Below are 22190 nucleotides of genomic sequence, written 5' to 3'. Positions count from 1 at the left end.
GAGGGGCCGGGCGGCGGAACGGTCAGGGCTCAGCCGCGCCGCCACACCGCGTCGAACGGCACATGCGACGCCAGCCGGCCGACGATGCCCTCGTGGGTGAACTGCTTGGCGGTCCGTGCGGCGTCCAGGACGTCGGCGCCCTTGGTCAGTTCGGCGGTGGTCGCCGCGGCGAAGGAGCAGCCGGCGCCGGATACACGCTCCTCGCCCACCTTCGGTGCGCTGAGCACGGTGACCTCGGTGCCGTCGAAGACCACGTCGACGGCGTCCGGTCCGGCCAGTCCGACGCCGCCCTTGACGATGACGTGGCGCGGCCCCAGGTCGGCGATCCGCTTGGCGGCCTCGGCCAGATCGTCGATCGTGGTCAGCGAGTCCATCCCGGCCAGGGTCGCGGCCTCGAACAGGTTCGGGGTCACCACGGTCGCGAGCGGCAGGATGCGGGAGCGCAGGGCGTTGTCGGTGTCGAGGGCGGCACCGGGTTCCTGCCCCTTGCAGATCAGCACCGGATCGACCACCACATGACGCCACGTGCGCGCGGCCAGTGCATCGGCGACCACGTCGATCGTCGCCGGGGTACCGAGCATGCCGACCTTGACCACCTCGGGCTCGTGGGCGGTGGTGGCGGCCTCGATCTGGTCGGCGATCACCGACCCGTCGATCGGGACGAAACGGTGACCCCACCCGTCCTTCGGGTCGAAGGACACCACGCAGGTGAGCGTGCCCACCCCGTAGGTGCCCAACTGCGCGAAGGTGCGCAGATCCGCCTGGATCCCGGCGCCGCCGGTCGACTCCGAACCGGCGATCACATACGACACGTCTGCCATGGCCTCACTTCTCCTCGATCGAATGCCGCCCCAGATTTTCCGACAGTGCCTCGTGGGCCGTCGAGGCGGGTGTCGTGACCTGCGTCGCACCTGCCGCCGGGAGGTGGTGCCGGCGGCCATCCGCGCGCACGGGGGACGCCGCGCACGGGGGACGCCGCGCACGGGGGACGCTCTGACGGACTAACGTTGCCCACGATCCAACACCGATATCGGGAGGCTTTTCATGACACAGCTCGGAGTGGTCGGCGGTGGCACCATGGGTGCCGGAATCGCCGAGATCGCCATCCGTGCGGGCGACGACGTGCTGGTGCTCGAGCGGGACCAGGCCGCGGCCGACGGTGCGCGCGCCCGCATCGAGAAGTCGCTGGGCCGCGGCGTCAGCCGGGGCAAGATCTCCGAAGACGATGCGCAGCAAGCACTCTCGCGTCTCACTCTGACCACCTCGATCGGCGACTTCGCCGATCGTGAACTCGTGATCGAGGCGCTGCCGGAGATCGAGTCGCTGAAGGTGGGCTTCTTCGCCGAGCTGGACAAGGTGACCTCGCCCGAGGCGATCCTGGCCACCAACACCTCGTCGATCCCGATCATCCGAATCGCCAAGGACGTCGCCGACCCGAGCCGTGTGGTGGGTGTGCACTTCTTCAACCCGGTGCCGGTGATGCCCCTGGTGGAGATCATCTCCAGCCTGGCCAGCTCGCCGACCGCGATCGAGAAGGTCACCGAATACGCCCGCGATCACCTCGGCAAGCGCACCATCGCCGCCGGCGACCGCGGCGGGTTCGTGGTCAACGCCCTGCTGATCCCCTACCTGGTCAGCGCGATCCGCATGTACGAGAGCGGATATGCCACCAAGGAGGACATCGACGCCGGCATGGTCAACGGCTGCGCCCACCCGATGGGCCCGCTGACCCTCAGCGACACCGTCGGCCTCGACGTCGTCCTCGACGTGGCGGAGTCGCTCTACCAGGAGTTCCGCGAGCCGCACCTGGCCCCGCCGCCCCTGCTGCAGCGCATGGTGGAGGCCGGCTACCTCGGCAAGAAGAGCGGCAAGGGTTTCTACGACTACTCGAACTGAGTCCGGGCAGGCGCGGGACACCCCGTCCCTTCCCCACGGATGACGGTCATCTCACAGACGGATGCCCGGCCGGTGCTCGACCGGCCGGGCATCGTCGTCTGTGGGCTGGTGCGTCTGGGGGTCGCACGGTCGGTGGCCGGAAACCGGCGCTCAGTCGTCGGAGTCCTGGCCGTCGAGTTCCTCGCGTACGCGACGTCCCCACCGTTCGTGGGCGGCCTGCCGCGACGTGCCGGCGGCCTGGGCGATCGCCGCCCAGGTGACCTCCCCGCGACGCAGGACGACGACCGTGTCGATCGGGTCGAGTCCGGCGGCGAGCTCGATGCGTAACCGCACCAGTTGCGTCGCCAGCGCCTTCGCGTCGGCGTGGACGTCCGGGGTGGCCGGGTCGGTACCGGTGGGATCTGCGGGGTCGGCCCCGATGAGCTCGGCGGCGCAACGCGCGGCCTCGGCCGAGGCGGCGGCGATCACCGCCGACACCGCCGGGGCGATGTCGACGATCAACCCGGTGCCGAGATGGTCCGGTGTGAACGGCGCGGCCATGGATGTCAAGCTACGCTTGACATCCCGGCGTGACAAGACCTGCGCCGGAATCCGACCGAGGAGCGCACTGTGCTCCCCCGGACGTGATACGAGATACTGGATGTCGCCGGGGCAACACGGACCACGGCGACAAGTAGGCGACGTCGGGCAACACGGACCGCGACGTCGCGTGACGATTACGAGGCGAAGGCGGAACATGACCCAGGAAAAGCCGACCATCATCTACACACTCACCGACGAGGCGCCGATGCTGGCGACGCACGCATTCCTGCCGGTCATTCGCACCTTCGCCGATGCCGCCGACATCAATGTCGCGACCAGTGACATCTCGGTGGCCGCACGTATTCTCGCCGAGTTCCCCGAGCGTCTGACCGACGAGCAGAAGGTCACCGACAACCTGGCCGAGCTCGGCCGGCTGACCCAGGACCCTGACACCAACATCATCAAGCTGCCCAACATCAGCGCATCGGTGCCGCAGCTGCACGCCGCCATCAAGGAACTGCAGGGCAAGGGATACGACATCCCCGATTTCCCGGACAATCCGAAGACCGAGGAAGAGCAGGCGATCCGCACCCGGTACACCAAGTGCCTCGGCAGTGCGGTGAACCCGGTTCTGCGCGAAGGCAACTCCGATCGCCGCGCCCCCAAGGCGGTCAAGGAGTATGCGCGCAAGCACCCGCACAGCATGGGCAAGTGGTCGATGGCCTCGCGTACGCACGTCGCACACATGCGTGAGGGCGACTTCTATCACGGCGAGAAGTCGATGACGGTCAAGGGCGACCGCAAGGTCCGGATGGAGCTGCTCACCGCCGCCGGCGAGACCGTGGTGCTCAAGCCCGAGGTGTCGCTGACCGACGGCGACGTCATCGACAGCATGTTCATGAGCAAGACGGCGCTCATCGAGTTCTACGAAGAGCAGATGGAAGACGCCTACAAGACCGGCGTCATGTTCTCCCTGCACGTCAAGGCCACCATGATGCGGGTGAGCCACCCGATCGTCTTCGGCCACGCGGTGCGCACCTTCTACAAGGAGGCCTTCGCCAAGCACGGTGAGCTCTTCGACGAGCTCGGCGTCAACGTCAACAACGGCCTGTCGGACCTGTACGCCAAGATCGAGACCCTGCCCGCGTCCAAGCGCGAGGAGATCGTCGACGACCTGCACAAGTGTCATGAGCACCGCCCGGAGCTGGCGATGGTCGACTCGGCCCGCGGCATCTCCAACTTCCACTCGCCCAGCGACGTCATCGTCGACGCCTCGATGCCGGCCATGATCCGCGCCGGCGGCAAGATGTACGGCGCCGACGGACGCCCGAAGGACACCAAGGCGGTCAACCCGGAGTCCACCTTCTCCCGCATCTACCAGGAGATGGTCAACTTCTGTAAGACCAACGGTGCCTTCGACCCGACCACCATGGGCACCGTCCCCAACGTCGGCCTGATGGCACAGAAGGCCGAGGAGTACGGCTCCCACGACAAGACCTTCGAGGTCCCGGCGGCCGGTGTCGCCAACATCACCGACAACGCCACTGGCGAGGTGCTGCTGACCCAGGACGTCGAAGAGGGTGACATCTGGCGTCTGTGCATCGTCAAGGACGCCCCCATCCGCGACTGGGTGAAGCTCGCCGTCACCCGCTCGCGCGAATCCGGTATGCCGGTGGTGTTCTGGCTCGATCCGTACCGCCCGCACGAGAACGAGCTGATCGCCAAGGTGCACACCTACCTGAAGGATCACGACACCGACGGTCTGGACATCCAGATCATGTCGCAGGTCCGTGCCATCCGGTACACCATGGAGCGCCTGATCCGCGGCCTGGACACCATCTCGGCGACCGGCAACATCCTGCGTGACTACCTCACCGACCTGTTCCCGATCCTGGAGCTGGGCACCAGCGCCAAGATGCTCTCGATCGTGCCGCTGATGGCCGGTGGTGGCCTGTACGAGACCGGTGCCGGTGGCTCGGCGCCCAAGCACGTCAAGCAGCTCATCGAGGAGAACCACCTGCGGTGGGACTCCCTCGGCGAGTTCCTGGCGCTCGCGGTGAGCCTCGAGGACCTCGGCCGCAAGACCGACAACGCCAAGGCGCTGATCCTGGCCAAGACCCTCGACAGTGCGACCGGCAAGCTGCTGGAGAACAACAAGGGTCCCTCGCGCAACACCGGCGAGCTCGACAACCGCGGCAGCCAGTTCTACCTGGCGATGTACTGGGCACAGGCCCTCGCCGAGCAGACCGAGGACGCCGACCTCGCGGCGAAGTTCGCCCCGCTGGCCGCCACCCTGGCCGCTCAGGAGTCGGCGATCGTCGAGGAGCTGAACAAGGTCCAGGGCGATCAGGTCGACATCGGCGGGTACTACGCCCCCGACGCCGAGAAGCTCGCCGCCGTGATGCGGCCGAGCGCCATCTTCAACGAGGCACTGAGCTCGGTACAGGGCTGATCTCGGTACAGGGCTGATCCCCGTGCCCGACTGATCTCGGCTCGCGGTCCGACCCGGCAGGGCCGGACCGCGCACCCCGACACCGCGAGAACCGCCGCGGCCACCACGGCCGCGGCGGTTCTCGTATCTGTGGTGATCGCCGACGCCGCCCCGAGCCGGTCCACCGATCGTGCGCGTTGTAGACTCCCGGCGAATAATGACTAGACTCAGCAATGAGTACGATCATCGATCATCGCTGGAGGGAGATCTGGTGACCCCCACGTCCACACCCTCACCCGGTCGTCGGGTGCGGAACATGCGCGACAAGCACGAACGGATCTTTCGTGCTGCCGCCGATCTGTTCGCCCAGCAGGGGTTCGAGGCGGTCTCGACCAGTCAGGTGGCCGACCGCGCCGACGTCGCCGCGGGCACGGTGTTCCGGTACGCGTCGTCGAAGAGTGAGCTGCTGCTGATGGTGCTCAACGGAGACTTCCGGGCCGCCATCGATGCCGGTGTGGCAGCCGCGGCAGACATCCCCGACACCGCCGAGGCGATCCTGGCGATGGTCGGTCCGGTGCTCGCCTATGTGGACTCCGACCCGGCCAACGGATGCAGCTACCAGCGGGAACTGCTGTTCGGCGTGTCCGGTGACCGCTACCGCGAGGAAGGTCTGGCCCTGGTCGGCGACCTCGAGGCGCACATCGCGCAACGGCTCATCGACGACGCCGACGCCCACGGCCTGGTGTCCGACCCCGACCGTGCGCTGCTGACCGCGCGGATGATCTTCGGCGTCGTACACCTGGCCATCGCCGGGCGCTCGACCCATTCCTACCCCGACCGCGACACCATCGCCGATGTCCGGACCCAGATCTCGGTGGCCGTCACCGGCCACCTCGCCGTTCTCGACGCCGCCTGAACCACATCCGTCGGCGTCCGCGAAAGGGAACTCCCGCATGTCCTTGACCTCCACCGAACCCCTGTCGTTCGGCGCTCGGTATCGACGACTGCTCGTCGCCGTCGTCTTCGCCGGTGCCCTGATCCAGCTGGGGCTCGGTTCGTTCTATCTCGGCGTCGGGCATTCCCCGTCGCCGCGCGACCTGCCCGTGGGGCTCGTCGGGCCCGCCGCCCACACCGAGACCCTCACCACGCAGCTCCAGGCCGACGGTTCTTTCGCCACGACCACCTACCCCGATCGCGCGGCACTCACCGAGGCCATCCGTACCCGCGAGGTGGCCGGCGGTCTGGACCTGACGGCCGACGGGGTCGTGGCGATCACCGCCGGGGCCGGCGGCGCACTACCGGCCGGAACCATCAAAACCCTTGCCGCCGAGATCAATCGGCAACAAGGGCTGCCACAGACCCTCCCCGACGACGTCGTCGCCCTGTCCGACGACGACATCAACGGCGCCTCCCTCGGCTACATCCTCCAGGTGCTCTCCCTCGGCGGCAGCATCGCCTCACTCGGAATCGGCCGCCTGATGCCCCGGGTGCCCCGTTCGGTGCGTCGTGGCCTCGGGCACGTCGGCGCGCTCCTGGCCTATGCGGTGGCGTCGGCGCTGATCGTGCTGTTGTTCTCGTCGTTCTTCGGGATCGGCAGCTCCGCCGACACCCTCACCCTGTTCTGGACCTACTTCCTGGTGTCGCTGGCCATCACCGGATCCACCGCAGGCTTCGTCACGCTGTTCGGCCCCATCGGTTCCCTTGCCGGCGGCTTCTACTTCCTGATCGGTGCGACCATCTCGGGGGCGTCGATCCCGTGGACCTTCCTGCCCGGATTCTGGGCGGGGCTCGGTGAATGGTTGCCCACCGGTGGCGGCGCCCAGCTGATCCGCAACTCGCTGTACTTCCCGGCGGCCACCAGCACCACCGCGTGGGTGTGCCTGGGGCTGTACGCCGGACTCGGCACCCTGGTGGTCCTGATCTGGAACATCCGCCGCAACCGGTCCGACGCCCCGTCGGCGGTCGACGTCGACGTGCTCTACCCGATCACCCACGAGCACCACCGCCTCTGAGGCGTCGTCACCCCGGGTACGGCACCCGGGACCTCTGGACCAATTCCGCGCCGAGGCCTGTCGGTATCGGACCGGCGCGGCCTAGGCTGGGAGACGTCCTGTCACAGAAGGAGTCTCGATGAGTGAGCACGAAGTCCGCATGATCGTCCTGTCGACCGACGACCTGGACGAGTCGATCAAGTTCTACGGCGACACCCTGGGTATGGCCCTCAAGTTCCGCGACGGCGCACATTTCGCGGCGCTCGACGGCGGTGCGGTGACCCTGGCCCTGGCGACCGAGATCGACCATCCGATCCCCGGGCAGGTGGTCGTCGGGATCAAGACCTCCGACGTCGACGCCGCGGCGAAGGCGATCGAGGCCAGCGGCGGCGGGATCGTCAAGGGCCCGTACGACGATGCGCACGAGCGTCGTGCGGTGGTCTACGACAACAAGGGCAACGGGCTGGTGTTCTACTCGCCGCTCAAGCGGTGACCCGCCAGTAGTCCTCCCGGGCGGGTGCGGGGCGCGATGTGCATCTCCACAGATCACGAGAGTACAATTCAATTGCACACTACCGATTGAGTCATGGTGTGCCACCGCACCCCACCCGGGTCTGCGACACTGGAAGCCGAAGCACCGGTCGAAAACGAGGAAATCCGCATGGTCCGCACGAACCCTGCCGCCGAGCCCGAGACGGACGAACGTCCGCACGGCCTGCAGTACATCAAGTACGTCTACGGGGCCAAGCTCCCCGATTCGATGCGCACCTGGGTGGCCAACGACCTCGCGGGCGCGGGAGCGGCCGCCCGCATGGTCGCCTGGTGGGCGATCCCCTGTGTGATCATCCTGATCCCGTTGCTGTTCGTCCCCGCCGACTGGGTGGTGCGCGCGAACATGACCGTGCCGATCCTGATCCCCTACATCTTCTTCTCGATCGCCCTGAACCGTGTCTACCGCCGCTACCGGCTGTCCCAGCACGGACTCGATCCCGACCTGATCAACAAGCGGGAGCGCGAGAAGAACTCCGACCTCTACGACGAGTACCACCGCAAGTACCGGGGCAGCAACCGGCCCATGTGACCGCCGGCCGCCGGTCCACCGAGACGAGCCGGGGTGGGATGTCAGCGACATCCCACCCCGGCTCGTCTGGTCTCTCGGATCGACCGGCGGCCGGGGCCGGCCGCCGATTCAGATCAGCTGGTTCTTTCCCGACGACCGCCGCAGATCGGCGAAGGCCCCGATCGACGTCGACATCGCGGTGGCCACCGGACGGCCGTTCGCGTCCTCGGTCTTCGACACCATCACCACGTTGTCGATGTAGGGCTGGATGGTGCTGGTGTTCTGCACCGTCGCCACGATGATCAGCTGGAAACCGAACTTCCGGAACGCCGACAACGCCTGCTGGGCGAACTGCGGATCCGACTTCGAGAACGCCTCGTCGAGCATCAACTGCGCGAAGATCGGCCGGTTGTCGTGCCCGTCGGGGCTGGCCAGGTTGAAACTCAGAGCACCGGCCAGACAGAACGCCATCAGTTTCTCCTGCTCGCCACCGGAGTTGTCCCCGGCATTGGAGTAGGTGCGGATGGTCTCGCCGGTCTGCACATCGTGCTCGGCGCAGTAGAAGTCGAAGCGGTTGCGCACGTCGAGCGCGTCGCGGGTCCACTGCCGGTCTTCCGGGGTACCGCCGGCCAGACGCTCACGCAGCATCAGGATGTCGGCGTATTGCTCGAGGATCGCCTGTTCGTCGCCGAAGGCGACCGCGGTGGAGCGCTGCGCGATCAGCCGGGCCTTCTCGGTGAGTTCGGCGGCCGCGGCCAGCGCCTTGCGACCCGGCTGCAGCCGCAGCCGGGTACCGCGGTTGAACGCCACCGATCCCAGACCGGCGTTGACCCGTTCGATCTGGTCGAGGATGCGTCGTTCCTCGGCATCGGCGGCCATGTGCAGGTTCAGGATCGCACCGGGTGCCTGCTCGGTGATCAGGCGGCGCATCCGCTCATACGCCGACGGCAGCTCCCGCTCGTCGATGCGACGGCACAACGCCACATAGTCGTGGATGCGTTCGTCGAAATCGTCGCTGTCGTTGGGGATGGCGTCGGGGAACTCCTCGTCATAGCCGGCGAGGATCCGGGCGAGCTCGTCGCGCGAGCGCCGGGCGTCGGCGCGCATCCGGTCGCGGTCCCGGACCACGGCCTTCATCAGCTCCTGCCGATAGGGTTCGGGCGCGAGCACGTCCAGCGTCGCCGGCGAGTCCTCGCGGAAGGTGTCGAGGGCGGTCTCGGCGGCTGCCGGGATGTCCTCGGGCCTGATCCGGTCGACGAGGTCGAGCAGCGCGGTACGGCGGTGGTCATGGGTGGCGATCCGGTCGCGGACCAGCGCGGCCTTCGAGATCGCCGCACGGACCTGCTCCCAGATCTCCTCGGCCTTGCGCTGCAGGGCCTCGATGTCGGGGTTGTCCTCCATCAGCAGCTCGTACTGATCGTTGAGACGCTCGGCCCGGTCGTCGGCGGTGTCGACGTCGATCTCGGTCCACTGCGTGAACTGCTCGCACACCGCCCGGTAGGCGTCGCGACGGCGGGCCTTGTCGGTGCGTTCGGCCTCCAGCGATGCACTGGCGAGCTGTGCCGCCTCGTGCGTCTTCTCCTCCTGGTCGAGCTCTTCCTGCAGGGCGGCGATCTTGGCGTCGACGTTGCCGACGAAGATGTACTGCGAGGCGCGCAGGACCTGCCGGTCGTCCTTGATCGCGAGCTTCGCCGAGTCCTTGCGCAGACCCTGATCGGTGACCGCCTTGGTGTGCTCGGCGAAGTCCGCCGGGGAGTCGACGCATGCGTAGTTGCCCAGGCGACCGAGGATCGCCAGCGCCTCCGCCGAAGTCGGATGGTCCGGGTCGACGGCCCGCAGTGTCGCGCCCAGGGTGCCCGGCTCGACCGCCGGGATGGCCCGGCGCTCCGCGCGGTGCAACTGGATGCGCCCGCGCATGTCGTGGGTGTTGACGAAGCGCAGCGCCGACCGGAAGTGGTCGTCGGGTACCAAAAGGCGCAGGCCCGCGGTGCGCAGCACCTTCTCCACCGCGGGACGCCAGCGTTCCTGCTCCGGGTCGAGTTCGACCATCTCGGCGACATACCGCAGCTCGGACTCGTCGATCTGCAGGGCATCGGCCAGCACACGACGCATCTCGTGCTCGGCACGCGGCAGCGCCGACCCGGCGGTCCGGACGCGGGTGAGCTCCTCGTAGGCGGCGTCACGGCGGGTCCGGGCGGTGACCTCCTCGGCCAGGGCCTCGGCATAGTGGTGCTTGCCGGCCTCGAGCTGACCGTCGAGACGGGTGGCGTCCTCGATCAGCGTCTCGCGCAGCTGCCAGAAGTCCTCGGCGGTCTCGGGGATCTCCACGTCGAGCGCCGACATCTTGGACTCATAGGCGGCGCGGCGCACCGACACCTCGTTGGCCGACTTCTGCGCCGACGCCAGCTGTTCCTGCAGTGGTGCGAGATCGGCTGTGCTGGAAGCGATCCGCGACAACAGATGACTGTGGTCGGTGCGCAGCTGGTCGTGTTGGGCGGTCAGTGCGGCGAGATCGCCGTCCAGACGCGCGATCTGGTCGTCGAGGTCGGCGATCTCCGGCTCGGCGTTACGTAACCGCAGATTGGTCAGGTACGCGCGCACCGCGGCGGTGTCGATGGTGTCGAGGACGGTGAACTTGGCCGCCTCGGTGGCATAACGTTCCTGGACGGCCTCGATGTTGCCCAGGATGGTGCGCTTGCGTCGCGCCACGTCGAGCAGTTCCCGCGCCTCGACCAGCGGATCGATCTGGTCCAGGGCGTCCTTGATCCCGGCGATACTGGTCGGCTCGTCGAGCATGAACTCGCGCACGAACTGCGCCAGGCCGCCGACGCTCTTGAGCGACTTGGCCTTTCCGAGGAGCTGTTGGGCGGCATCGGAACCGCGGATGCCGATCAGCGAGTAGAGCGAGGCCAGGTACTTGCCCTCCCCCGGCCCGCCACGCCAGCCACGCTCACGCAGCCGGGCCGAGTTGTGGTTGCCCTGGGCCCACTCGTTGCACACGTCGACGATGTCGACGTCGCCGTCGGCGATGAAGTAGGCGCTGTGCGCGTCGGTCATCTTGCCCGCGGCCAGCCACTTGAGCACCAGGCCGGTGATCGAGGTCCCCGAATCGGAGGTGTAGGTGACCGAGATCGCCGCCCAGGCCGGGCCGGTGCCGCGCAGATACATGATCTCGCGGGTCGCGGTGACGCCGTCACGACGCTCACCCCACGCACCGCGCACATACTTACCGACGGTGCGCTTGCCGCTGGCCGCACCGGCGGCGGTCGCGTCCCCGGAGGCGTTGAAGTTGCGGCGGTGGTCGGGCAGGAACGCCAGCGAGATCGCATCCAGCAGTGACGATTTGCCGCTACCGGAGGAACCGGTGATCAGAGAGCCGTTGGTGCTGAACGGAATCGAGTGGTAGCCGTCGAAGACACCCCAGTTGATCAGCTGGAGCCGGGACAGGTGGAACTGGTCGACCCGGTTGCTCACCATTCGTCTCCTTCGTCTGCGTCGTCGGTGTCGTCGTCATCGTCGGTGTCGGCGTGATGGGTGCCGGCGGTATCGGTCCCGGAGCTGCCGGGATCGCGGTAGTCGTCGTCGCCGACATGCCCCTCGCCGTCGACTCCGACGGATCTGCCCCCGTCGCCGCCGGGGTCGGCATCGGCCGGCTCCTCCCCGGAACCGATGAACTGCTCGAACTGGCGCTGCAGATCGGTGATCACCGAGGCGGTCATGATCGCGGTGATCGCCGGGCTGACGGTGAACGTGTCCGGATCGTCCCGATGCCGGCGGAGGATCTCGATCTCCTCCAGCTTGTCGATCGCCTTGTCGATCCGCTTGTCGAACAGGGCGAGGTCGCGGTCGATCGTGTTGGACACCCCGGCGAACAGTTCGTGGATCTCCTCGGTGGTGATCAGCACCCGCTCCTCGCGGGCCGCACGGACATGCTTGGCCAGATGCAGCGCGAGGATGGCGTCGTAGGTCTGGATGGTCTCGCGTTTGAGCAGTCGCCGACCCCATCGGGAGTCGTAGCCCACCTGCTCGACGAAGGCCACCTCGAGTTCGGTGGCCAGCCGCAGACGCAGATCGAGCTCCGAGAGCCGGATCCGCAGGAGTTCCTGGTACTCGATCACCCAGGCCCACAGCTGCGGGGTGCGGTCACCGCTGACATAGCGCCGGGCGAGCAGGTTCTGCAACGCCCAGCACGCACGGTCGGGCATCGCGCTGACATCGCCGTCGAAACGCGGTGTGCGGGGGCCGTCGTCGCCGGATCCGCGGGCGACGGCGGGTAGGTCGTCGTAGCCGGTGAACTCGTCGGGCACCGGCGGCACGGCGGGTGCCCGATCGCCGAGCGCAGAGGTCACGTCATCGGTACCGCCGGCATTCGTCGAATCGGTGGTCGCTGTCGAGTCGGTGGAGTCGGTCGTGCTGGTCACAGTGCGTCGACCTCCGCGGTCGGAATCGGTTCGGTGAAGGTGAGGGCGGGCACCTCGATGTAGCGGTCCTCACCCTCCAGGGAGGCGAACCGCACCACGGTGGTCGCGCCGGCGGCGTCCGAGGGCTGCCGCAGGGCCCACGACCACAAGACGATGACGTGGGCGAGGAACGGCTGGTCGAGATTGTCGATCATGTCGGCCAGCGACACCGGGCCGTCCTCGACGGCGGTGTTCACCGCGTCGGTCAGCTCGACGGTGTCGACCTGACCGGCCAGGGAGACGAACGAGTCGAGATTCGCCTTACCGCTGGCGACCACCGCGGGGGCGGGCGGTTCGGGGGTGCGGATCTCGAACGCGAGCCGGCCGTTGGAGGTGATCGCCGCCGGGGCGAGCGGCATCTCGTAGCCGAGCCTGCGGTCGGCCAGCGACTGCGAGAGCAGTTCGTTGGCGGTGGCCAGGGCGTCGTTGAGCTGCCGGGCGATACCGCGGCTCTGTTCCAGGGTGCCGGAGGCGACGAAACGACGGATACGTCGGGCGCACCGCTGCCGGATCCGGCCCACCTCGCCCATCTGCTCGGTGACCAGGCCGAAGAAGTTGTCCATCACCGACCGCAGGCCGGGGTCGATACCCGGCAGCTGGTCGGTGACGGTCTGGATGTCGGTGACCAGCCGGGCCCGCTGCGACGGGTCCTGGACCATGTGCGTGAACGCGTGATAGGACGCGCTCTGGGGTGATTCGAGCAGCTCTTCGTAATCGTCGAACATCTGCCGCTGCCGGTCGCGGTAGGCCAGGTCGGAATCGTTCGGGTCGTCGAGCAGTGCGGTGGTGATGCGGTCGAGCATGCTGCCGTACTGGCCGATGTCGGAGAGGATCTGCTCCATCTGATAGGCGATGGCGCGGGCCTCGTCCTCGGCGGCGCGCAGATCCGGGTCGCGACGCCGACCGGCATCGAGATCGGCCAGCTCGGCGTCGAGCTCCTCGATCTGGTGCTCGATCTCCTCGCGGAGCTGGTGCGGATCGTTGGTGACCTGGCCGGCCACCCGCCGCAGGCCTGCGGCGACACCGTTGATCGACCCGCCGGTCGCCACCGAGTCCTCGCGGCGCAGACGGCGGGTGTAGTCGAGGACCGATCGGGCCTCGGGCGTCAGATGACAGATGTTCTGGGACGCGACGACCGGATCGGGTACGCGGTGCAGCCAACCGTGCTTGGCCCACAGCTTGAGCAGCTCCAGGCCGCTGGGCTGGTCGGTCAGACCGAGCTCGGCGATGTCGCGTTCGAGCCGGATCGCCAGGTCGGTCTCCGTCCGGCGCGCACCGAAGTCGAGGTGACGCTCCATCAAGGTGACATACAGCGCCGAATTGGTCGCCGCGAACAGCCGTACGGCCGCCGACTTCTGGATCGACCGATTGGCATCCCACGCCTGGGTCAGCGTGGGCTGCGCAGTGCTCTCCATCGCCACCTCACAGGGTTGTCGGGACATCGGACCGAGCTAGTAGTCTCCCACGACCGGCCGCCGCCACCGTCGCCGCATCTGCACGATTGTGAATCACCGGACAACTGTGCAGGTCAGGTGAGACACACCCGCGGCCACGATGATTTCGCTCAACCCGTGAAGAAAGTCTGCACGGGCTGGCCGGCATCGGCGCGGCGGTGCCAGCATGGATGTCATGCTGCCGATCCTGGACCTCGCCGACGCCGCCACCGATCCGGACACCTTTCGCACCGCGCTGCGCGAGGCGGCCCATCAGCACGGGTTCTTCTACTTGGTCGGGCACGGTATCCCCGCCGACCGGATCGACACCGTGCTGAGGTCGGCCCGCGAGTTCTTCGCCCTGCCCGACGAGCAGAAGAACACGATCAGCCAGCTCGAGAGCCCCCAGTTCCGCGGCCACTCACGACTCGGCGGCGAACTGACCAACGGGCGGGTCGACTGGCGCGAGCAGATCGACATCGGCCCCGATCGACCTGTGATCGACGACGCCGAGGGCTATTGGAACCTGCAGGGACCGAACCTGTGGCCGCAGGAGCCCGCCGGATTCCGGGAGGCGTTCGAGTCGTGGATCGACGCATGCGGCGAGGTGGGCGTGCGACTGCTGCGGCTGTGGGCGCAGTCGCTCGGTGCACCCGCCGACCACTTCGACGCCGCCTTCGCCGACCGGCCGGCCACCCTGCTCAAGGTGGTGCGGTATCCGGGGACCGCCGACAGCGAACAGGGAGTGGGCGCACACAAGGACTCCGGGGTGCTCACCCTGCTCCTCGTCGAGCCGAGGTCGGCCGGTCTGCAGGTGGAGACGCTCGACGGCGACTGGATCGACGCACCGCCGCTGGAGGGTGCGTTCATCGTCAACATCGGTGAACTGCTGGAGGTCGCGACCGGCGGCTACCTGCGCGCGACACGGCATCGTGTGCTGGCCCCGGCACCGGGCACCGACCGGGTGTCGATCCCGTTCTTCTTCAATCCGGCGCTCGACGCGCGGATCCCGATCATCGACCTACCCGCCGAGCTGGCCGCACTCTCCCGCGGTGTGGAGACCGACCCCGACAACCCGATCTTCAACACCTACGGAGAGAACGCCTGGAAGTCGCGAACGCGGGCCCACCCCGACGTCGCCGAACGCCACCACGGGATCGTGCCGGCGGGACCGGCGTCGACGTACTGACCCGAGACCACCGCACCCGACGTCTCCCCGGTCCCGACGTCCCCGAGGCGTCACCGGCGCAAGGACCACGCGACCCTTTGCCGCGTGCTGCGTACAAGCCTGGTCGAGCCCGCGCACGCTCCTTACCGTGAGCAGATGTTCGACGTGCGCAAGTTGACGGTGTTCGCCGAAGTCGCCCGACGCGGTTCCATGAGCGCAGCGGCGACGGCCACCAGGTACACGACATCGGCAGTCTCCCAACAGATCACCGCGCTCGAACGGGACCTCGGACACGAGTTGTTCGTCCGGACGCCCAACGGGGTGCGGCTGACCGTCGTCGGGCAACGACTTCTACACCATGTACCCGGTCTGCTCGACGGGATCGCAGCAGCCGAGCGCGACCTGGATCGGGCCGCCGGTGCCGACTCGAGATCGGTCCGGCTCGTGGCCTTCTCGAGTGCCGCGGCGACCATCGTCCCGCCCACCGTCGCCCGTCTTCGCCGCGCACTGCCCGAGGTGGACGTACAGATTCTCGTCGCCGACCCCGACGACGGGGTCGCAGTGCTTGCCGACGGTGACGCCGACGCCTGCGTGGTGACCGAGGTGGCCGGTGCCGAACCCCACTATCCGGGCCTCGTCACCGCACCGGTGTGCGACGACGAATTCCTCGTGGTGCTCCCCCGATCCCACCGGCTCGCGACATGCGTCGAGGTCCCGCTCCTGGCGCTCGCCCACGAACAGTGGATCGTCAGCTCCGCCACCGGACGCTGTCCGGATGCTCAGGTGTTCCGAAACTCCTGCGAGAGAGCCGGGTTCAGCCCGGAGGTCTCGTTCGAATCCCAGGACTACGCCACCGTACAGGCGATGGTCGCGGCTGGGCTGGGCGTATCACTGGTCCCCGCTCTGGCGATCCACTCGGTGCGCACCGACGTCGCCGTCCGCCCGATCGGCGGGCCACGGCCATCACGGCGGATCGCCGTCGCCACCACCGATGTCCCCGCCCCGAACAGCCCCGTGGCGATCCTCGTCGGACTACTGAAGACCGCCGGCGCGGGTCGGGCTTCCAGACTTCGTGAACACCCCGCCGGAGTTGCTTGACGCGGTGATACCGGGTGTGTCCGCATCGATAGCGTCGTCCACGACACAAAGGAGATACCCGTGACATCCATCGAGACACCCACTGTCCCTGTACTTCTCACTGCCAGTGAAGTTCACGCCGTCACCGAGTCGGTAGCCACCGAGATCGGTGCCGGCACGCTGCAACGTGAACTCGACGGCACCCTGCCGACCGTGGAACTGGCCCACGTTGCCCACTCCGGGCTACTGGGAGTCCTTGTGCCTGCCGAGCACGGCGGCCCCGAGCTCCCCCTGTCGAGCGCCGTGGAGATCCTCCGAGAACTGTCACGTGCCGACTCCGCAGTCGGACAGTTGCTGTTGTCGCACTATGTGATCAATGCGGCGATCCGTGGACTCGGGAACACCGCGCCGGCCCCGGCGATCTACTCCGACGTGCTCGCCGGGGCCCAACTCGGCAACGCCTCGGCCGAACGCGGAAGCCGCACCGCAATCGAACGCACGACCACCATCCGCCGGGGTGACCGTGGCCGATGGGAGCTCAACGGCACCAAGTTCTACGCCACCGGAGTGCTCGGGGCCCGGTGGATCGCCGTCGCCGCACGGATCGACGACGACGGACCCGCCCGCGGGGCCACCGTGTTCGTGCGGCCGGACGCCGAGGGCGTCACCCTCGATCTGGCGGCGTGGAACGGATTCGGACAGCGCGGGACCGCCAGTGGTCGAGTGCAGTTCGAGGCGGTTGTCGTACCCGACGAGCTGGTGATCGACGAAGGCCCCGACCCCGATCCGTACACCGCCGCCCCGACGGTCCTCGGCGCCTTCGACCAGGCGTTGCACGCCGCGGTCGACATCGGGATCGCCCGGGCCGCGCTGGAGGACGGCGCCCGATTCATCGCAACACGCAGCCGACCCTGGTTCGAGGCGGGGGTCGACAGCGCCGCCGACGAACCACATGTCGTCCGCCGGATCGGAGAACTCACCGCACGCCTGTATGCCCTGGAAGCCCTTCTACAGAGCGGTACCGCACTGATCGACGCCGCCGTCGAGGAGCCACAACTGTCCCGGGAGTCCGCCGCGTCGGCATCTCTGACCATCGCCGCGGCCAAAGCTCTGGCGCAGGAGTTCGCAGTCGAGATCGCCGGCGGCGTGCTCGAACTCGCGGGGGCGTCGGCCACGGACCGACGGTATGGACTCGACCGGCACTGGCGGAACGTCCGGACCCACTCGCTGCACGATCCTGCGCGCTGGAAGTACGTCCACCTCGGTAACCACACGCTACGAGGCACCCTCCCTCCCCGTCATGGGCTGTTGCTCTGACAACGCGCCGTGCACGCCGAACCGGAACACCACCGTCACGCTTCCCCACAGACAGAAAGCTGAGAACACGATGACCGGTTTCTATCTCACCGGCAGCATCAACGTCCCCGACGTCGACGCCGCATTCGATCTCGTCGGCACCCACCTCCAACCGGGTGTGAGACGCATACCCGACGGTGAACCCGGCGACCGTGCCAACTGGGTGCTGACGCAGGCCGACCACTTCCTCGCCAATCCGACGCTCGACGTCGTCGACGGTCGCGCACAGGTGCGACCCGGGACGCCGGCTGCCCTTCGACCGGTCGACTATCACACGACCGCCGCCGACTCGTACCGTTCATTCCTCCGCGCACGTGATGCGGGTCGTCTGGCCGCCGAGTCCCGGTTCCTGGTCTCGATCCCGACTCCGTTCAACGCGGTGAACTCGTTTGTGACCTTCGATTCCCAGGTGGAGGTCGCAGCAGCCTACGAGGACGCGCTCGCCGAGTCGATCGCCGCCCTGCACGATGTGATCCCGGCGAGTGATCTGGCCGTGCAGTGGGATCTCCCCACCGAACTCGCAACCATCGAAGGCTGGTTCCCCAATCCGTATGCGGGGCAGGAGGCGATCTTCACCGCCACCGCACGAGTGGCCGACTGGGTCGACGAGGCGGCCGAACTGACCTTTCATCTGTGCTACGGCGATTCGAAGTTCGGGGCGTCACCGTTCATGGGGAATCCACCGGATGCGGCGGCCGCCGCCCGAGGGGGACGCCACATCCTGCCCCGGGACGCGTCGGCGATCGTGACCCTGGCCAACGGGCTGTCGCGCCATGTCACCCGGCGAATCGACGCCATCCACGCCGCCACCGTCGCGAGCTGGACCCGGCGGGCCCATTGGCAGCCGTTGGGGGACCTTGCGCTGGAGGACACCACCGAGTTCTACCTGGGACTCGTCCACGCCGAAGACGGCGCCGACGGTGCGACGCGGCGGGCGCGGATCGCGGCGGAGTTCCTGCCCCACTTCGGGTACGGCACCGAGTGCGGACTCGGACGTCACTCCGTCGCGCAGTTGTCTGCGGTGGTGCGCGCCTGGCAGGACCTGCGCGACTCCGAGCTCGCCACCGTGACCGCCTGACGTCTCACCGTGTCGGCCGGACCTCACCGGCCGGCGTGTCGCACAGTGCCGGTATGCGTTCCGCCGTGCCGGTATTCCTCGCGCACCGAACGCGCCGGATCAGTGCGGCAGCCACTCCGCGCGGGACGATCCGCGCGGGACGAGCACGGTGCGGTAGCGGCCGGGGGTACCCGACATCCGGATCTGATCGGTCACGCCCTGGTACCTGCCGAGCGGGGTGTCGGCGGTGAAGGTCTCGGGGTCGAGATAGTGGTGTGCTCCCCCGCCGGCGTCGGTGCCGGCGATCTCGTGGGCGTAGTCGCGATCGAAGACACCGAGTGCGGCGATCCAGAGTGCTACCCGGGTCAAAGAGACATGCACGCGGTAGCTGCCGCCGACCTCGGCACGGCGGGCCAGGGCCTCGACGATCCCGGCCGTCATCAGCCACGAGACGATGTAGTCGTTGACGACGAGGATCGGCGGCAGCGCGGGCTGATCGCCACCACCCTCGAGGAGCATGAGCCCGGCGAGACTGCCCGCGGTCTGGTCGAAACCGACACGATCAGACCAGGGTCCGTTCTCGCCGTTCAATGATGCTGTGGCGTAGACGATCCCGCGATGCTCGGCGGCGACGGCGTCGGGTGCGAGTCCGATCTTGGTGAGGTATCCGGGTCGGCGGTTGGCGTAGAACACATCTGCCTCACGCAGCAGTGCGGCGATGCGCTCGGCCCCCTCCGGCCGGTAGGGGTCGATCGTCGACGACCGGACCCCGACGTTCGCGGTGACATAGGTGGCGTCGTGTTCGAGTTCGTTGGGGCGCCAGAGGTTGAGCACATCGGCGCCGTGCAGTGCCAGCGCACGACCGGCACCGGCGCCGGCGATCACATGACCCATTCCCAGCGCACGGATGCCGTCGAGAGGTTGCTCTGCGCCCTGCGACAGCGGGATCGGGTCACCGTCGGCGATGCGGGTGATCTCGATCAACGGCATGTCGGCGAGCACGTCACGGTAGTGGGCCTCGTCGATCAGTTCGGCGGTTGTCCGCAGCATCGGCATCACGACACCCGCCTCGGCACCGGCGGTCTCGAGTTCGCGACCCTTCCAGGTGCCGATCGCCTCGGTCACCGCCCGGGTGTCCTCGGGTACCCCGAGCAGCCGTTGCGCGGCGATCTTGATCTTCGGATACAGGTTGAGCGGCATCACCCAGCGGTCGTCGCCGGTCCGATAGAACCGGAACCCCAGGGCATTCGACGCATTCGCCGGTGAACCGCACGGATAGCCGTTGAGCAGTTCCCAGCGGGCATCGTAGAAGGGACACAACCGATGTGGTGCGCTGCGGAGATCGACGGCGATGTCCTGACCGGCGCCGCCCCGCATCCGCCACAGTTTCGCCACGGCCGCGGACTTGGCGGCCAGGGCGATCGCCGATGCGCCACCGAGCCGCAGGGTGCTCGGTACCACCGGATCGGCACCGATGAAGTCGATGGCGCCGCCGGTGTCGCCTGCGGTCATCCCGAATCCGGCGAGGACGTCGCCGAGTTCGGTTGCGGGATCGAAGGTGTCGTCGGTTGCCGGGTTGGCGACCGCGTGCCGCAGTCTGTCGGTCAGTGGGCTCACCGCGCGGCCTCCGTGGTGGTGTCATCGGGTGTTCCGGTAGCTGCGGATTCTGCACCGGCCGAGTCGAATTCGGTGGTGCCCAGAAGATCGTCTGGGATCAGTACCTGGCGTGAGCGTAGGTACTCTCCGATCGCCTTGCCCACCTGGTCGATCCGCAGATTCGATGATCCGCCGGTCCCCAGAAGTCCCTTGAAGACGAAGTGGATGGCGCGCAGATCCGGGAACTCGTGCCGGATGATGTCGAGGTCCTTGGCCTCCGGGAGCAGCCGGCGCACCTCGTCGGTGGTCAGGAATCGACGCAGCCACAGCCATGCCCGCGGATCCGGCGTCCATACACCGACATTGGAGTTGCCGCCCTTGTCACCGCTGCGGGCGTGGACCACGGTGCCGAGCGGGACCCGCGTCACCCGATCCGACAGGGGTGCCTCGTGGGGCTCCGGATGATTCGGCTGTGGCACCACCGGCGCAGTGGTCGGGACCGGGGCGGGTAGCGAGTTGCCGTCGGCGAACACCGCCCGGTGACCGAGCGCGGTCTGGTCGAGCAGACCCGGCCAGTAGTCGATCCGGGGCTGCGGCGCCGAGTGCAGTCCGGCCGCACCGTCATGGAAGTATCCCGGGATTCCTTGCAGGTAGAGGCTGCCGAGGGCGGCACCGACATGTGCCGATGCCAATGTCTCGGCGTCATCGGAGGTGGCCATCACGCGGAGCGCGACGGTGGCCGCCCACTGGGATTCGGGATCGTCGGCCGCGGTGCCGATCGGGGTGAGGTCGACGTCGACTCCGTCAGGTAGCGCACCGACGAGCTGGTCGCGGATCAGGGCGATCTTCTCCTCGACGTGCGGCGCGGTCACGAACACCGTGTTGACGACGCTGAAGCCGACCCGACCGAACAGGGCGACCTTGGTGGTGGGCGGCGGAGGTGCACCCTCGGCCCCGGTGACCGCCACCCGGTCGGGACCGACCTCGTCCACGCGGACATGATCGAGCCGCACGGTGACGTCGGGATTGAGATAGACCGGGCCCTGGATTTCGTAGACCAGCTGTGCGGTGACGGTGTCTGCGGTGACCGCACCTCCGTCGCGGGTGTGTTTGGTGATGACGCAGGTACCGTCGGCGGCGATCTCGCCGATCGGGAAGCCCGGCACCGTACGGTGTGGGATGTCGAGGAATCCGGAGAAGTTGCCGCCGACCGCGTGCGCACCGCACTCGATGATGTGGCCGGCGACGACGGCACCGGCGAGGGCATCCCAGTCGTCGGTGGACCAGCCATGCCACCAGGCGGCCGGGCCGACGGTCAGCGATGCGTCGGTGACGCGTCCGCAGACGACGATGTCGGCGCCTGCGTGCAGAGCCTCGGTGATTCCCCAGCCGCCCAGGTAGGCGTTGGCGGCGATCGGCGTGGCGGTCCAGCTGCTCAGGGGCGCACCGCTGTCGAGGTTGTCGAAGACATGGCCCTCCGATCCGAGGCGTCCCAGGTCGGTGAGGATGTTGTCGCCCTCGATGTGGGCGACATGAAGATCGACTCCGGCGGCGGCGACCTCCGAACGCAACACCTCGGCGAGGCGGGCCGGATGGAACCCACCCGCGTTGGTCACCACCTTGGTCCCGCGTTCGGCGATGGTCGCCAGGTGGGGGCGGAGTTGACGCACGAAGTACTCGACGTACCCGCGGCTCGGATCTCGGTGATAGGCCGCAGACAGCGATGCGAGGGTGATCTCGGCGAGATAGTCGCCCATCAGCACGTCCACCGGGTCACCGGCGAGCGCCTCGTCGATGGCGGTACGCCGATCCCCCAGATATCCGGAGAAGTTGGCGATCCTGATCGGTGCGCGGGTCATCGGTTCTGCCTTTCGGTCACCGGCGAATGGGTCGAATCCGACGCTATCGGCCGACGAGCACATACACCACGACCGATCGGCGAAGACGTCGATGACCGCAGCGGTCATCGACGGTCGGAGCGCTCCGGCCGGACATGTCGAGACCTCGGTTGGTCGAGCTCGGGACGCAGCCATTGTGTTCGGGGTGGTTGCGGACGCTTCTCGTCTCACCGGATTTCGACACGGATCCTCGCGATGCTCGGTCCCGGCTCAATCAGCAGAGAAACCCCCTCGCTCAATCAGCC

Annotated in this window: 17 protein-coding genes; 10 read left to right on the top strand and 7 right to left on the bottom strand. The window is 68.0% G+C overall.

Features of this window, described 5'->3' with window-relative positions:
* Positions 1-29: 29 nt before the first annotated feature.
* Entirely contained in the window at positions 30-821 is a 792-nt protein-coding gene (locus GD1_RS02650; protein WP_059035455.1) for a hydroxymethylpyrimidine/phosphomethylpyrimidine kinase, read from the bottom strand.
* Positions 822-1044: 223 nt separating this feature from the next.
* On the opposite strand from GD1_RS02650, the gene GD1_RS02645 reads away from it, so the two are divergent.
* Positions 1045-1896, top strand: a complete 852-nt coding sequence (locus GD1_RS02645; RefSeq protein WP_020792571.1) for a 3-hydroxybutyryl-CoA dehydrogenase — start codon at positions 1045-1047, stop codon at positions 1894-1896.
* 150 nt (positions 1897-2046) lie between these two features.
* On the opposite strand, the gene GD1_RS02640 is transcribed toward GD1_RS02645, so the two are convergent.
* Positions 2047-2436, bottom strand: coding sequence for a hypothetical protein (locus GD1_RS02640; RefSeq protein ID WP_059035452.1), 390 nt, complete (start codon positions 2434-2436; stop codon positions 2047-2049).
* Between the two features lie 196 nt (positions 2437-2632).
* Between GD1_RS02640 and GD1_RS02635 the strand changes: the two genes are divergently transcribed.
* From GD1_RS02635 to GD1_RS02615, 5 genes are all read left to right on the top strand, one after another.
* Positions 2633-4870 (top strand): NADP-dependent isocitrate dehydrogenase, encoded by a 2238-nt coding sequence (locus GD1_RS02635; protein ID WP_020790353.1) that lies wholly within the window; start codon positions 2633-2635, stop codon positions 4868-4870.
* A 295-nt stretch (positions 4871-5165) separates the two neighbouring features.
* The gene (locus GD1_RS02630; RefSeq protein WP_053776793.1) at positions 5166-5765 is read left to right on the top strand and encodes a TetR/AcrR family transcriptional regulator; all 600 of its coding nucleotides are present in this window, start codon (positions 5166-5168) and stop codon (positions 5763-5765) included.
* Between the two features lie 37 nt (positions 5766-5802).
* A complete protein-coding gene (locus GD1_RS02625) occupies positions 5803-6861 on the top strand; it encodes an ABC-2 transporter permease (RefSeq protein ID WP_053776792.1) in 1059 nt (352 codons plus the stop codon).
* A gap of 118 nt (positions 6862-6979) precedes the next feature.
* Positions 6980-7333: a VOC family protein gene (locus GD1_RS02620; protein ID WP_053776791.1), complete on the top strand. Its 354-nt coding sequence runs from the start codon at positions 6980-6982 to the stop codon at positions 7331-7333.
* Positions 7334-7501: 168 nt separating this feature from the next.
* Positions 7502-7921 carry a DUF5313 domain-containing protein gene (locus GD1_RS02615; protein WP_053776790.1) on the top strand — a complete coding sequence of 140 codons (420 nt, stop codon included), beginning with the start codon at positions 7502-7504 and terminating at the stop codon, positions 7919-7921.
* 108 nt (positions 7922-8029) lie between these two features.
* Here GD1_RS02615 and GD1_RS02610 read toward each other — a convergent pair whose 3' ends face one another.
* The 3 genes from GD1_RS02610 to GD1_RS02600 all read right to left on the bottom strand — a co-directional run bounded on the left by GD1_RS02610 (position 8030) and on the right by GD1_RS02600 (position 13775).
* Positions 8030-11374 carry an ATP-binding protein gene (locus GD1_RS02610; RefSeq protein WP_059035469.1) on the bottom strand — a complete coding sequence of 1115 codons (3345 nt, stop codon included), beginning with the start codon at positions 11372-11374 and terminating at the stop codon, positions 8030-8032.
* Positions 11371-12249, bottom strand: coding sequence for a DUF4194 domain-containing protein (locus tag GD1_RS02605; protein WP_083533808.1), 879 nt, complete (start codon positions 12247-12249; stop codon positions 11371-11373). The genes GD1_RS02610 and GD1_RS02605 overlap by 4 nt, the downstream gene beginning before the upstream one ends.
* 68 nt (positions 12250-12317) lie before the next feature.
* Complete coding sequence (locus GD1_RS02600) at positions 12318-13775, bottom strand: DUF3375 domain-containing protein (protein ID WP_059035449.1); 1458 nt, start codon at positions 13773-13775, stop codon at positions 12318-12320.
* A 214-nt stretch (positions 13776-13989) separates the two neighbouring features.
* On the opposite strand from GD1_RS02600, the gene GD1_RS02595 reads away from it, so the two are divergent.
* The 4 genes from GD1_RS02595 (at position 13990) to GD1_RS02580 (ending at position 18472) form a co-directional block, all read left to right on the top strand.
* On the top strand, positions 13990-14982 hold the full coding sequence (locus GD1_RS02595) for an isopenicillin N synthase family dioxygenase (RefSeq protein WP_059035447.1): 993 nt from the start codon (positions 13990-13992) through the stop codon (positions 14980-14982).
* 84 nt (positions 14983-15066) lie between these two features.
* Positions 15067-16059: a LysR family transcriptional regulator gene (locus GD1_RS02590; protein ID WP_244882479.1), complete on the top strand. Its 993-nt coding sequence runs from the start codon at positions 15067-15069 to the stop codon at positions 16057-16059.
* 60 nt (positions 16060-16119) lie between these two features.
* Positions 16120-17355 (top strand): acyl-CoA dehydrogenase family protein, encoded by a 1236-nt coding sequence (locus GD1_RS02585; protein WP_059035443.1) that lies wholly within the window; start codon positions 16120-16122, stop codon positions 17353-17355.
* A 70-nt stretch (positions 17356-17425) separates the two neighbouring features.
* Positions 17426-18472: a hypothetical protein gene (locus GD1_RS02580; RefSeq protein ID WP_059035441.1), complete on the top strand. Its 1047-nt coding sequence runs from the start codon at positions 17426-17428 to the stop codon at positions 18470-18472.
* A 99-nt stretch (positions 18473-18571) separates the two neighbouring features.
* On the opposite strand, the gene GD1_RS02575 is transcribed toward GD1_RS02580, so the two are convergent.
* The gene (locus GD1_RS02575) at positions 18572-20068 is read right to left on the bottom strand and encodes a CoA transferase (protein WP_059035439.1); all 1497 of its coding nucleotides are present in this window, start codon (positions 20066-20068) and stop codon (positions 18572-18574) included.
* Entirely contained in the window at positions 20065-21906 is a 1842-nt protein-coding gene (locus tag GD1_RS02570) for an acyclic terpene utilization AtuA family protein (RefSeq protein ID WP_059035467.1), read from the bottom strand. Before GD1_RS02570 ends, GD1_RS02575 begins: the two co-directional genes overlap by 4 nt.
* Positions 21907-22190: the final 284 nt, after the last annotated feature.

It is taken from the genome of Gordonia desulfuricans NBRC 100010, assembly GCF_001485495.1.
GTDB classification, from domain to species: Bacteria; Actinomycetota; Actinomycetes; order Mycobacteriales; family Mycobacteriaceae; genus Gordonia; species Gordonia desulfuricans.
This window is presented reverse-complemented; position numbering and strand designations above follow the sequence as displayed.